General features: G+C 60.5%; 9 protein-coding genes and 1 pseudogene. 7 read left to right on the forward strand and 3 right to left on the reverse strand.

Annotated elements, in window-relative coordinates:
• Positions 1–242 precede the first annotated feature (242 nt).
• The 3 genes and pseudogenes from C4J90_RS12265 to C4J90_RS12275 form a co-directional block, all read right to left on the reverse strand.
• Positions 243–1,084 (reverse strand): annotated as a pseudogene (locus tag C4J90_RS12265) (metal-dependent hydrolase).
• A 15-nt stretch (positions 1,085–1,099) separates the two neighbouring features.
• Positions 1,100–1,990 (reverse strand): SDR family oxidoreductase, encoded by an 891-nt coding sequence (locus C4J90_RS12270; RefSeq protein ID WP_124362648.1) that lies wholly within the window; start codon positions 1,988–1,990, stop codon positions 1,100–1,102.
• Positions 1,987–3,525, reverse strand: a complete 1,539-nt coding sequence (locus C4J90_RS12275) for an NAD(P)/FAD-dependent oxidoreductase (protein WP_124414574.1) — start codon at positions 3,523–3,525, stop codon at positions 1,987–1,989. The genes C4J90_RS12270 and C4J90_RS12275 overlap by 4 nt, the downstream gene beginning before the upstream one ends.
• Before the next feature lie 267 nt (positions 3,526–3,792).
• On the opposite strand from C4J90_RS12275, the gene C4J90_RS12280 reads away from it, so the two are divergent.
• The 7 genes from C4J90_RS12280 (at position 3,793) to C4J90_RS12310 (ending at position 13,536) form a co-directional block, all read left to right on the forward strand.
• Positions 3,793–4,791: an alpha/beta fold hydrolase gene (locus C4J90_RS12280; protein ID WP_124419899.1), complete on the forward strand. Its 999-nt coding sequence runs from the start codon at positions 3,793–3,795 to the stop codon at positions 4,789–4,791.
• Between the two features lie 298 nt (positions 4,792–5,089).
• Positions 5,090–6,370 carry an alkane 1-monooxygenase gene (locus C4J90_RS12285; RefSeq protein WP_124419900.1) on the forward strand — a complete coding sequence of 427 codons (1,281 nt, stop codon included), beginning with the start codon at positions 5,090–5,092 and terminating at the stop codon, positions 6,368–6,370.
• Positions 6,371–6,494: 124 nt separating this feature from the next.
• Positions 6,495–6,998, forward strand: a complete 504-nt coding sequence (gene praA, locus C4J90_RS12290; RefSeq protein WP_124419901.1) for an alkane oxidation protein activator PraA — start codon at positions 6,495–6,497, stop codon at positions 6,996–6,998.
• Positions 6,999–7,116: 118 nt separating this feature from the next.
• Positions 7,117–7,602, forward strand: coding sequence for an alkane oxidation protein activator PraB (praB, locus tag C4J90_RS12295; RefSeq protein ID WP_124362653.1), 486 nt, complete (start codon positions 7,117–7,119; stop codon positions 7,600–7,602).
• Between the two features lie 201 nt (positions 7,603–7,803).
• Positions 7,804–9,249: an outer membrane protein transport protein gene (locus C4J90_RS12300; protein WP_124419902.1), complete on the forward strand. Its 1,446-nt coding sequence runs from the start codon at positions 7,804–7,806 to the stop codon at positions 9,247–9,249.
• Positions 9,250–9,528: 279 nt separating this feature from the next.
• Positions 9,529–12,054 (forward strand): acyl-CoA dehydrogenase, encoded by a 2,526-nt coding sequence (locus C4J90_RS12305; RefSeq protein ID WP_124419903.1) that lies wholly within the window; start codon positions 9,529–9,531, stop codon positions 12,052–12,054.
• A 138-nt stretch (positions 12,055–12,192) separates the two neighbouring features.
• Entirely contained in the window at positions 12,193–13,536 is a 1,344-nt protein-coding gene (locus C4J90_RS12310) for a 3-oxoacyl-ACP reductase (RefSeq protein WP_124419904.1), read from the forward strand.
• The last annotated feature ends 2 nt before the right edge of the window (positions 13,537–13,538 follow it).

Below are 13,538 nucleotides of genomic sequence, written 5' to 3' on the forward strand. Positions count from 1 at the left end.
GCCATGGATGGCGCGTGGCGGCGGCCCCCCAAATCAATGTCGGATTACGGGCACACCGAGCCTAGGCGAGGTGCCGAGTGGTGGGGCAAGAGCGTTTTGCTTACTTTTGCGCTTTTCAAAAGTGAGCCGCTGTAAAAGCGGAACCCATAGCAGCCGTGACCGCAGAAACGGATATGTACTCGGTCCGATCCAACATCCTGGTCGGCCCAGAGGCCGCCATCGGGGGCAAGCCCCCTCCCACATTAGACCGCCTCGTAGCCCCGATTGGTCCGCTCGATCTGCTCGACCAGTGCGTCTATCCCCTCCAACCGTGCCCGATTGTCATGGTCCCAAGGATGAAAGCCCGGTTTGAAATAGTGCAGCCACGGCCGCAGCATGCGCGCAAAGATGCCCTTGGGGCATACAGAAACTTGAGCATGCGCCAGAACCCCTGCAGATGCCCACCCGACTTGCGGTCGGCAATCAACAGGCGCACGTGGAAATCGAACACCACCAGCCAGAACAGCAGCGTGGTAAACAGCATGGTGCCGGTGCGCAGCAAGTAGCGCTTGGGCCCAGGCGTGATCACCCGGTTCCACACATCGAAGGCCACCGCTTTATGTTCGGTTTCCTCAAGGGCGTGCCAGTACCACATCTGTTGGTAGCCCTTGAGTGAGTCGCCGAAACGCGACGGGTCGCTCAGCAGGATTTCCGCGAGCATCGCGGTGTAGTGCTCAAGGGCGATGGTCACCGCGAGGTTAAAAGATGGCGGCAGGTGTTTCTTTTGCAGGTCGAGAAAGAATTTCAAGCGGCGATCGAGGCTGTGCGCCGGCAGGCCTGCCGCTTGCAGCAGGTCGTTGTAGGCCACGTGTTCCCGGCTGTGCATGGCCTCCTGGCCGATGAAGCCCTGGATTTCTTTCTTGAGGTCCGGATCGTCGATGCGGGAACGGTAGTGGCGCACGCTGTCCATGAAAAACAGCTCGCCCTGGGGAAACAGCAGCGACAGGGCATTGAAAAAGTGCGTGATGAACGGGCCTTGTTCATGCCAGTTGGTGATGCGCCCGGCGGGCAGGGCGAAGCGGATATCACGGCGAATCGGCAACATGGGGTGTGCTCCTGTTCAGAGACGGGGCTCGTCGTTGGTTTCAAACACGGGCGTGCGTGGTTTGGGCGCCATGCGCCTGCTGGCAAACACCACCAGCGCTTGATAGGCCGCCGGCAGGCAACGGGCGAGCAGGTCGAGCAAATACGCGTCGCGGCCGATCAGCACGCGGCGTTTGTTTTTGCGCACGCCTTGCAGGATCACCTTGGCGGCCTGGTCGGCGTCGGTGATAAACAGCTTTTCGAAATCGGCGCGTGCCTGTTGTTCGCTATGGATAAGGAAACCGGTCATGTTCGCGTCAATCCGGCTGCTGCGGCAGATGTCGGTGCGAATTCCGCCAGGATGCACGCAGGTGGCGGAGACGCCGCAGCGTTGCAGGTCCAGCTCCTGGCGTAGCGCTTCGGTAAAGCCGCGCACCGCGAACTTGCTGGCGTTGTAGCCACTCATGCCGGGCTGGGCGAACAGGCCGAACACGCTGGAGGTGTTGACGATATGCCCGTCGCCGCTGGCCTTCAGGTAAGGCAGGAACGCCTTGGTGCCATGCACCACGCCCCAGAAATTGATGCCGACGATCCACTCCAGGTCGGCATAGTCCACGCCTTCCACGGTGCTCGACAGCGCCACTCCGGCATTATTGAAGACTAGGTTGACCTGGCCATGCTCGGCCGCACAACGCGCCGCCCACTCCAGCATGGCTTGACGGTCCGAGACATCCAGTACCTGAGTGGTGACGGTCACCGGCGACAGGGTCGAGGTCCTGACCAGGTCCCGTGTGCGCTCCAGCCCCTGGCTGTTCTTGTCGGCCAAGGCCAGGTGGCAACCCTCCCGTGCCAGGGCCAGTGCCAGTGCGCGACCCATGCCGGAGGCCGCTCCCGTGATTGCCGCCACGCGGCCGGTGAATGACTTCATGACAGACTGCCTTCTGTGGCGCAATGAGGGGTGGGTGCGGGGCGCGGCACAGGCACAACGGGCGCCCGGCTGACCACATAGTCCTTGAGCGCAAAATGCCGGGTGACTTGCTTGAAGCGCCACGTCGAGCCGGGCCACAGCGTGGTGTTCTTGCCGGTACGCGGGTCGAGGTACCAGCTTTGGCAACCGCCGGTATTCCAGATGGTGCGCTTGAGCTTGCCTTGCAATTGCTCGTTGTAGGCCTGCTCCACGGCGGGTTTGACCTCCACCATGGCGATGCGTTGGCGCTGCATCTGTTGCAACGCATCAAGGATGTAAGCGACCTGGGCTTCGATCATCAGAATCATCGAGTTGTGCCCCAAGCCGGTGTTGGGCCCGACGATCAGGAACAGGTTGGGATAGCCCGGCACCGTGGTGCCTTTATAGGCATGGGCGCCGTCGTGCCAGGTGTCCATCAGGTCGACGCCGTTGCGTCCGATGATGCAGCCACGGGGCAGGGGATCGGCAGCCTGGAACCCGGTGCCGAAGATCAGGCAATCGGCGGGGTGCTTGATGCCGTCAGCGGTGATCACGCCATCGGCTTCGACCCGCAGCACCTGGTCGCTCACCACCTCGACATTACTGCGTGACAACGCCGGGTAGTAGTCGTTGGAGATCAGCACACGCTTGCAGCCGATGGTGTAGTCCGGCGTCAGAATCTTGCGCAGGGAAGGGCGGGCCACTTGTTTGCGCAAATGACGCAGGGCGATTTTCTGCACCATCTTCATCAAGCGCGGGTGCAGGGCAAAGCCCACCACACGGCCTTCCAATGCCCAATAAAAGGCGCTACGCACCAGCCTTTGGGTCACTGGCAGATGCTTGAACAGCCAGCGTTCGACATGTGAGATCGGCCGGTCGGGTTTGGGCATGATCCAGGGCGGCGTGCGCTGGAACAGGTCCAGATGCGCCACTTGCGGCGCAATCTGCGGCACGAACTGAATAGCACTGGCGCCGGTGCCGATCACTGCCACGCGCTTGCCCTTCAAACTGTAGTCATGGTCCCACTGCTGCGAGTGGAAACGCTTGCCTTTGAAACTGTCGAGCCCAGGAATATCCGGCAATGTAGGACGCGACAGGCCACCCATGCCCGACACCAGCACTCGCGCACTGACTTGGCGGCCATCGCTGAACGTCAGTTGCCAGCGTTGCTGCTGATCATCGAACACCGCCCGTTGAAGGCCCATGCCGAAACGCAGGTACGGCGCCAGCCCGAAACGCCGCGCGCATTGCTCCAGGTAAGCGCGAATCTCCGCTTGCGGGGCAAATTGGCGCGTCCAGTCGGGGTTGGGCGCAAAGGAAAAGGAGTAGACATGGGACTGCACGTCACAGGCACAGCCAGGGTAGTGGTTGTCACGCCACGTACCGCCGAGTGTGTCGGCCTGCTCAGCGACGAAGAAATCGCTGAGCCCGGCTTGCTTGAGTTTGATCGCCATGCACAGGCCGGCGAAGCCCGAGCCGATGATGGCGATGTCGATTGCGTCGCTGTGGGCATTCATAAGCGGTCCTTGGTGGGCATCGGATGTGCTCCTGTTTTTCTTTTGTGTTTTAGATAGAACACCATTGCAAAGGAAAATTGAATTAATTATTTTAAAAAAGATTTTAAATAATCTACCTGAAAATTTCGCCTACGCTAGGACCTTGTTCGATCTATGCGACTTGTCCGACAGACGCGCATGGAGGCTGGGTCCAAGGTGTGGACGAAGGTTGAGGCCTTGATCAATCCCGATCAGGTCGCCAGCAGCAGGGAAGCAGAGGACCGAGCTATGGCTGTCGAGTGGGTTGTCGCTGCAGGTGTAGTGATAGGCGCGAGCGCTGTGTTGTGGGCTTTCAGCGCCTGGATGACACGGCGTATTGAAACCGCCGTTCCGATCAACGGGCGCGTCGTCGAGGTGGATGGCGAGCGCTTTCATTATGTAGACGAAGGCCAAGGCCCAGCGCTGGTGATGATCCACGGGCTGATGGGCAGCAGTCGCAACCTGACTTACGCGTTATCCGGTCAGTTACGTGGGCAGTTCCGCGTCATCAGCGTCGATCGCCCAGGGTCGGGCTACTCCAGTCGGCACAACCACACGGCGGCAGACCTGCCGGCCCAGGCGCGCCAAATGGCCGCTTTTATCAAAACCCTCGAGCTGGATCAGCCGCTGGTGCTTGGGCATTCCCTGGGCGGTGCGGTCGCCCTGGCATTGGCCCTTGACCATCCGCATGCGGTATCCGGCTTGATCCTGGTGGCGCCCTTGACCCATCCCCAGCGCATGCTGCCATTGGTGTTCCTGTCCTTGGCGGTGCGCCCCGCCTGGCTGCGACGCTGGGTGTCGCGCACCTTGACCCTGCCCATTGGCCTGTTGACCAAGGGCGCGGTGGTCAAGGGCGTATTCGCCCCCGATGCCGCCCCGCCAGACTTCGCTACGCGCGGCGGCGGTTTGCTGGGGATGCGTCCCGAGAACTTCTACGCGGCGTCCACTGAGATCAACCGAGTCAACGATCACTTGCCGGACATGGTCAAGCGCTACCCGCAATTGACGTTGCCAATCGGCCTCATCTACGGCGCCCGGGACAACGTGCTCGACTTCCAGAAACACGGTCAGGGCCTGGCCAGCAAGGTGCCCGGGCTGAAGCTGCAGGTGGTGGAAGACCGAGGGCACATGTTGCCGATTACCGCCACAGAGCGAGTGGTGGCGTTGGTCGAGCAGACCGCCAAACGGGCTGGGCTTGCACGAAGCGCCGCCGTATTGCAGCCCTCGTTTGCCTTGGCGGGCAAATAACCATGTCATGCGATCTGCGGTTCCAGCGCGTCGACGCCCGCCCTAGACACTTGGCCGGCGCTCTGAAAAAGAGACTGCCCGGTCACACAAAAAGGCCCGGATAAACTGGTTGACGACCTAACGATTCCGCGCTATTTATTTAAAAAATTATTTCAATTTCTAATTTGAAATATTTTTTGAAATGCCTAAGAGCGAATAAAATAATGAAAAAAACGCCTTTTATCGCATGGTTGATGTCTTGGAGCGGCCAGCGCTCCGCCCTCCTGTTTGCTGCCTCCGCCTGCGCTCGGAGGTGGGCATGAACCCGTCCCTGGCGATGCCAGGCGTCTGGGCCGACGGCAAGCGTTACCTGTGGTGGCTCGGCATCATGCCCCTGGCGACTCCACTGCTCTCGGGGGCCCTGGCTATCGGCACCGGTATTCAGCAACTGTGGTGGATCGGTGTGCTGGTCATCTTCGGCTTGATCCCATTGATCGACGGCCTGTTGGGTGAAGACCTCAGCAACCCGCCGGAATCTGCCGTCAGCCATCTCGAGTCCCAGCGCTACTACCGTTGGATCGTCTATACCGGCGTGCTGTTTGTGATCGCCTCGGTCGTGATCACCGGTTGGCTCGCCGCCGGCGGCATTGACTGGATTATCGGCGGCGGGCTGCTGCGGGCCACCACGACGCCCGATCCGTCGAGCGGGCTGGCACATGCCGCAGCGTTCATTAGCGCCCGCACCGAGTTGCACGGCCCCGTCAGTGGCTTCACTTATCTGGGCATGGCGATGTCCACCGGGGCCGCTACCGGTATCGCGATCAACACCGCTCATGAGTTGGGGCACAAACCCAAGCCATTGGAAGTGTTCCTGGCCAAGGTCACGCTGGCGCCGACGTTCTACGGGCACTTCTACACCGAACACAATCGTGGCCACCACGTACGCGTCGCCACACCGGAAGATCCGGCCAGTTCGCGGCTGGGTGAAAGCTTCTGGGCCTTCCTGCCGCGCTCGGTATGGTTCAGCGCTCGCTCGGCCTGGAACCTGGAGCGCGAACGCCTGCGCAAACTTGGCCTGCCGGCCTGGCACTGGAAGAACGCGGTGCTCAGCGCCTGGATGTACAGCGTGCTGCTCTGGGGGGCGATGATTGCCTGGCTGGGCGCGGCAGTGATCCCGTTCCTGATCATTCAGGGCGTCTACGGTTTCTCGTTGCTGGAAGTGGTGAATTACGTCGAGCATTACGGCCTCAAGCGCCAGAAATTGCCCAATGGTCGTTATGAGCGCTGTTCGCCGCGACACTCCTGGAACAGTAATCGAATAGTCACCAATATCTTCCTGTTTCAATTACAACGGCATTCCGATCATCATGCCAACCCCACGCGGAGTTATCAGTCGTTGCGCCACTTTGATGAGTCGCCGCAACTTCCCTATGGTTACGCGAGTATGATTGTCTGGGCCTATGTACCGTACTTGTGGCGGCGCCGGATGGATCATCGTGTATTGAATCATTATGCCGGTGATATCAACTTGGCTAATCTCCAGCCTTCACAGCGCTTGAAGTATCTGGAGAAGTACAGCGGCGAAGCCAAGCCGTTTTAATTTGAAATAAAAACGCGTTTTTCGAGTGTATTTCGATAAGGATTTCTACGTCGATTGTTTGTTAGCTTAGTTACAAGATGGTTGTTTACCCGAACGAAAATAATTTCAAGAGAAGGGCGTAAACATGCAAGTAACTCAGGTCACTATAAAGTTCACCGTTAAAGTCGTACTGGCCGCGCTGGGCATGATCGCGTGGCATCACGCACAGGCTGCCCGTATCGAACCTGCCGGTAGCGCGTTTACAGCCCAGGGCCCAATCAGCTTCTCCAAAGGCGCGTTGATCAGTGCCGACTGCACCATCAAGGTGGCCGGCAAAGTGACGGCCGATGGGACATCCGTCAATATCGACAAAGTGGCGTTCGATGGCGGGCTCAAGTGCAGCCGGGTCGAAGCTATTAATTTGCCATGGGTCTTGATTGCAAAGGATACAAAAAGCGGCTCGATGTCGAAGATCAGCGTCGACGTGCATGCATTCGGTCTGGGCGGCAAGTGCGGTCCTTCTACCGCAGTCGGTACGTGGGATAACGCCACCGGCAAGTTGGAGGCTGTCAATGTACCTATTGGTGATGATTGCACCATTAAAGCGGTGTCAATCAAGATGCCGCCTGATTTCAAAGTAGTTGAATAAGGTTGTCGGACTTAACTGAATTTGGCTGGAATATGAAGCTCTGCAGTTTTACAGGTGGCTTCGTGTTCATGGTCATTACCCCAGGCGAATAACTCGCCATTACATGTGAGGCAAAATAATGAAAAGCTTGAAAACCCTCGTTTGTGCAACTTCGTTTGCAATGTGCTTTGGCGCCGCGTCGATGGCCAGTGCGGCTTCCGTCTCTCCGGACGGTCCGTTCTCGACTAACGCAGGCACCATCGTGGTGAAGTCGCCTTCGTCTTTTGGCGCGGCAGTGACATGCGGTATCACTTTTACCGGCAATGTTAGCGGTGGCGTGGCCTCGATCAACGGCGCAACGCTGACCGGCGGCGGTCTGTGCGCTTTGCCAACGCTGACTAACCTGCCTTGGGTATTGACTGCCTCGACGGGCACCACCGGTACCGTGACCAATGTCGGCTACAAGATCAGCTCGATCCCAGCCACCAACTGCGGACCAACCCCTATCGCAGTCAACTGGGCTGCAGGGACCAAAACCCTTTCGGCCGCCAATCAGTCGCTGAGCGGAAACTGCACTGTGGTTTCGCTGAACGTTGTGGCCCCGACGCTCACGGTAAACCCGTAAGCGCGTGACTCCGTAAAGGGCTGATCACCCGTTGAAATGCCGGCGCCCCCCGCGAGGCGCCGGTCAACGGTAAATCGCCTTCGCTTATCACCCATCCCTGATTGTCATACACCGTTCCAGTACAGGCGCTTTTGAACAACGCTCCATGGCTACACGACCCACCGGCAGGGGCCGGGCGCACATAATAATAGGGAGTACCGCATGAATAATAAGAAACAACACGCTTACACGTTACTGGGACTGGCCCTGCTGGGAGGCCTGATCACTACGGGGCATGTGCAGGCGGGCGGGTTTTCCACGCCCACTTATGGCGCCCCCGGTTGGGGCCGCGCATTTGGTGGCGGTTCTCTGTTCAAGAATGACCCGAGTGCGGCGTACAACAACCCAGCGGCCATGGCGTTCATCGATTCAACCATCGTGCAGCAGACCGTCGATTACGCCCGGATCAAGATCAAATATTCCGGCCAGGCGTATGACCATAACGGCAACCCGGTGACCAACACGCCAGTGCTGGATGACCAAGGCAACCTGGGCGATCCGACCCTCAATACCAATAATGGCGGCCAGGGCGGTTTCACCGCATGGCTGCCCACTGGTTTTATGGTCATGCCCATCGGCGACCGCTTCGCTTTTGGCCTGAGCCAGGTCGTACCCCAAGGTATGAAAAGTACGTGGAACGAAAACTCAAAGCTGCGGGATTTCGCGGTCGACACCAAAATCGAGACCATCGGCCTGACAGGCTCCCTGTCGTTCAAGGTCAATGATGAATTTTCGGTCGGTGGTGGTGCCATCGTTCAGCGCAGCCAGGGCAACGTCAGCCAGAACATTGATCTGTTGGCTGCCGCAGATGTTTCTCCCGGGCTTGGCGGCACTGGCTTTCCGACCGGTGTCGGGCATTCCCTGATACGCGTGAAAGTCGACAACATCTCGGTGGGCTGGTTTGGTGGGGTGGTGTGGAAACCGACGCAGCAAGACACGCTGGGCTTGAATTACCACGCCAAGATCAAAAACAAGATGACCGGCAAGTACGATGTTTATACAGACGCCATCGGCCGTAACGCAATGACCAACCCGATTGGTCCGAACGGAGAGACGCTGGTTGAAATGGCCTATCCTGGCCTCAATCTGTTCCCGGATGGCGCGCATGCCAGTACTCAATTGGATATCCCGGCGACTGCTGCGATTGACTGGGTCCATCAGTTCAATGACCGCTGGACGCTCGGTGTGAGTGCGCAGTGGACTGAGTGGTCCTCATTTCAGGACCTCACACTCAAGTCGCAGGGCTCGACCATTGTTGCCATTCCCTACAACTACAAAAACGCGTGGATGACCTCAATCGGCGGCGATTACAAAGCCACCGACGAGCTCACCCTGCGTGCAGGTGTGGCGTATGACCAGACGCCTACCCGTAACTCCACCCGCGATCCGCGGATCCCTGATGGCGATCGTTATTTCCTGGCGTTTGGTGCCGGGTACGACATCAAGGCAGTGCCAGGCCTGTCAGTGGATGCCGCGTACTCGCACCAGTTCGTCGAAAAGGTCAACCTGAAAACCAAGAACGTCGATCGCCTCGGCGCTGCTCAACTGGACGGGAAGGCTGAGTCGTCAGGTGACGTCGTGAGCTTGTCGGCGACCTATAAGTTCTAGTCACGTACCTGACCGTGTTGAAGCCGGGTATTCAGCGCATCTTGAGACCCGGCGCACACTGACACGCTTACAGAACAATCCGCAGAACCTAATCGGAGCCACATGACTGATGCAATTAGGCTGCCTCGTTCAGCCCTGAATATTTTCGCCAGACCATTAAATAAAAATTTCAAAACAAAATTTGAATTTATTTTCCCGAGTTTGTAGTGTGGCTCTACGCCCCGCTCAATCCGAGCGGTCCGCACGGGTGCCACGCCCTGAATCAAGTAGAGGTATCCCATGGTTATCTGGTTATTGGTGGGTTTCGTTACGGCGATTGCCCTGGCGTATCGACAAGCCGCTGCCACCCTGTGGCTGGGCGCCGGCCTGGTATGGCTGGCGGCTGGCTATCTGTTCAACGCAGTGGCCGCATTCGGCGCTACCGTCACGGCGGTGCTGGTGGTGTTGCCGGCCTTGTTGTTGGCGATCAAACCCCTGCGCCGCGTGCTGTTGACCCGCAAGGCCCTGGGGCTGTTTCGTACGGTCATGCCGGCGATGTCCGACACCGAACGTGCGGCCATCGAATCCGGCACCGTGTGGTGGGACGCCGAGCTGTTCAGCGGCAAACCCAACTGGCAGCGCCTGCTGCAAGCCGCGCCGGCCAGCCTGAGTGCCGAAGAGCAGGCGTTCCTCGACAACGAAGTCGAAACCCTGTGCGACATCGCCAACGATTGGGAAACCACTCAGGTGTGGCAAGACATGTCCCCCGAGGGCTGGCAGTACACCAAGGATGCCGGCTTTCTCGGCATGATCATTCCCAAGCAGTACGGCGGCAAAGGCTTCTCCCACTATGCGCACTCACAAGTGGTGATGAAGCTGTCGACCCGCTGTTCGGCCGCGGCCATTTCGGTGATGGTGCCCAACTCCCTGGGGCCCGCCGAACTGCTGCTGCATTACGGCACCGACGCCCAGCGCAACTATTACCTGCCGCGTCTGGCGCGGGGTGAGGATATTCCGTGCTTTGCGCTGACCAGCCCATATGCCGGCTCCGATGCCGGGGCCATTCCCGACGTGGGGATTGTGTGCAAGGGCATGCACGAAGGCGAGGAGGTGCTGGGGTTCAGCGTGACCTGGGACAAGCGTTACATCACCCTCGGCCCGATTGCCACGGTGCTGGGCCTGGCGTTCCGTGCCGAGGACCCGGACGGTTTGCTCGGTGCCGCAGGTGCCTTGGGCATCACCTGCGCGCTGATTCCCACCTCCCATCCAGGCGTGAACAGCGGCCGTCGCCACTGGCCGCTGAATGCGGTATTCCAGAACGGTCCGACCACCGGCAAGGATGTGTTCATTCCGCTGGAATGGGTGATCGGCGGTCGCGAACAAGTCGGCAACGGCTGGCGCATGCTGATGGAATGCCTGGCGGCGGGCAGGGCGATTTCACTGCCGTCGGCCAACGTCGGCCTGGGCAAAGTGGCGGTCCGTGGCACCACCGCCTACGCTGCGATGCGTAAGCAGTTCGGCCTGCCCATCGGCAAGTTCGAAGGGGTGCAGGCACCGTTGGCCCGCATGGCCGGGCACTTGTATGCCTGTGATGCGGTGCGCAAGGTGTCGGTGGCGTCCCTGGATGCCGGCGAGAAACCTTCGGTCATCTCGGCCATCGCCAAATACCACGTCACCGAGCGCGCGCGAATGATCGTCAACGATGGCATGGACATCGTCGCCGGCAAGGGCATCTGCATGGGGCCCAATAATTTCCTGGCGCGCGCCTATCAGCAAAGCCCCATCGCCATCACCGTGGAAGGCGCGAACATCATGACCCGCTGCCTGATCATCTACGGCCAGGGCCTGATCCGCTGCCATCCCTATGTGCTGCGCGAAATGGAAGCGGCGCGCAACCCGGACCAGCGCAAGGCCCTGCAGGCGTTCGACAGCGCGATGTTCGGCCATGTGAGTTTTGTACTGGCCAACACCGTGCGTGCCACGGTACATGCGCTGACCGCTGGCCGGCTGATTTCTGCGCCGGCCAAGACTGACCCGGCGCTGGCTTCCTACTACCGCCAGGCCAATCGTCTGTCGGTGGTGCTGGCATTGGTCTCGGACGTTTCCATGGGGGTGCTGGGGGGCGCCCTCAAGCGCAAGGAAAGTATCACCGGGCGCCTGGGCGATATGCTGTCGCAGTTGTACATCCTGTCTTGCGTGCTCAAGCGCTTTGAGGACGACGGCCGGCCCCAGGCCGACTTGCCGCTGGTGCATTGGGCGGCCCAGGACGCATTGCTGCGCGCCCATGAAGCGCTGGCCGAAGTGCTCGACAATTACCCGTCCAAAGCCGCTGCGGCGGTGCTGCGGGCCTTGAGTTTCCCGTTTGGCATTCCTTTGCGCAAACCGTCGGATCGCCTGTTGGCCCAAGTCGCCGAGGTCGTACAGACCCCCGGCGAAACCCGCGACCGTTTGCTCGCCAACTCCTACATCCCGCGCCCGGAAATCGACAAGCTGGCCTATGGCGAACTGGGGTTCCGCCTGTTGCCCCAGGTGGAACTGATCGAGGCACGACTCAAGCCCGTCATCAAGCAAGGCCTGCTCGCGCCGATGCCGATCTCGGCCACGGCCTTTACCGGCTGGCGCGTCAAGGCACGGGCGTTGGATCTGATCAGCGACGACGAAGACGCTTTGCTCGCACGCTATGTGGAATACGCCGACCACGGCATCCAGGTCGACGATTTCCCGCAGGACTTCGGTTTGCTCGAGGCCCTGCAGCAGCGCAAGCAGGCGTTGGAGCCCGCCGCCAAACGTCGCGCCAGCCAAAGCGAGAACGCTTCGGTCAATTAATCCAAACGCGGTCCCAATGTGGGAGGGGGCTTGCTCCCGATAGCGGTGGCTCAGATGCAGATTCACTGACTGACACTCAGCTATCGGGGGCAAGCCCCCTCCCACATTTGATCGGATTTACAAAGCAGGATTTGTGTTATGAGTGACCGCTACCTTTCTTTCGTCAATTCCCCCTGGGGGCGCCGCCTGGCCCAGGCCGTTGGCTTGCCGCAACCCTTGCCCCTGCAACGCCATCGCAGCGGCCAGCACGGGTTGGCCAACCCGGTCATCGTCGCCGGGGCAGGGCGCCTGACCGAGCACGTACATCGCCTCTTCAGCAACACCGACACCGTCGCCGCCACCGCGGCGACCGTCAAGGCGCCGTCGACGGTGAAGGTGCAGGGCGCGGTGTTCGATGCCACGCACGTGGCCGACGTGCAGCACTTGGATGAGCTCTATACATTTTTTCACGCCAACGCCAGACGCCTGAGCCAACACGCGCGCGTGGTGGTACTCGGCACCGCACCGGAACATTGCCAGGACTTGCCCCAGGCCGTCGCCCAGCGCGCGCTCGAGGGGCTGGTGCGCTCGCTGGCCAAGGAGCTGCGCCGGGCGATCACCGTGCAATTGATCTACGTGGCGCCGGGCGCCGAAGACGCGTTGGACAGCAGCCTGCGTTTTTTCCTGTCGCGCCGTTCGGCTTATGTGTCGGGGCAAGTGATACGCCTCCAGAAGCCTGTGGACAGTCACATCACCCTTCACTGGGACAAACCGTTCGCCGGCCGTCGCGCCCTGGTGACCGGCGCCTCCCGCGGCATCGGCCTGGCCATCGCCCAGGTGTTGGCGCGCGACGGTGCCCATGTGGTGTGCGTCGACGTGCCCCAGGCCCAGTCGGCGCTGCAGCAGGCCGCCGACAGTGTGGACGGTTCGGCATTGCCCCTGGACATCACCGCGCCGGATGCCGCCGCGTTATTGCAGGCGCATGTCAGCCAGTATGGCGCCTTCGATGTGGTGGTCCACAATGCCGGAATCACCCGCGACAAGACCATCGCCAAGATGACCGAGACCGCCTGGCGCAGTGTGCTGGCGGTCAACCTGGAGGCGCCGTTGCAGCTCAGCCAGGCGCTGCTGGACAACCACGGCCTGAACCCCGGCGGGCGGATTGTGTGCGTCTCGTCGATTTCCGGTATCGCCGGCAACCTCGGGCAGAGCAACTACGCCACGTCCAAGGCCGGGGTGATCGGCCTGGTGCAGGGGCTGGCCCCGCGTGCGGCGGCACAGCAGGTGACGGTGAATGCGGTGGCGCCAGGGTTTATCGAGACGCAGATGACCGCGAAAGTCCCGCTGTTGATCCGCGAGGCTGGGCGGCGCATGAATTCGTTGCTGCAAGGCGGCCAACCGGTCGATGTGGCCGAGACCATCGCCTGGCTGGCGCATCCGGCGTCCGGTGGGGTCAACGGCCAGGTGGTGCGGGTGTGCGGCCAAAGCCTGCTGGGAGCCTGAAC

The sequence above is a fragment of the Pseudomonas sp. R2-60-08W genome (assembly GCF_003852335.1).
Taxonomy (GTDB): Bacteria; Pseudomonadota; Gammaproteobacteria; order Pseudomonadales; family Pseudomonadaceae; genus Aquipseudomonas.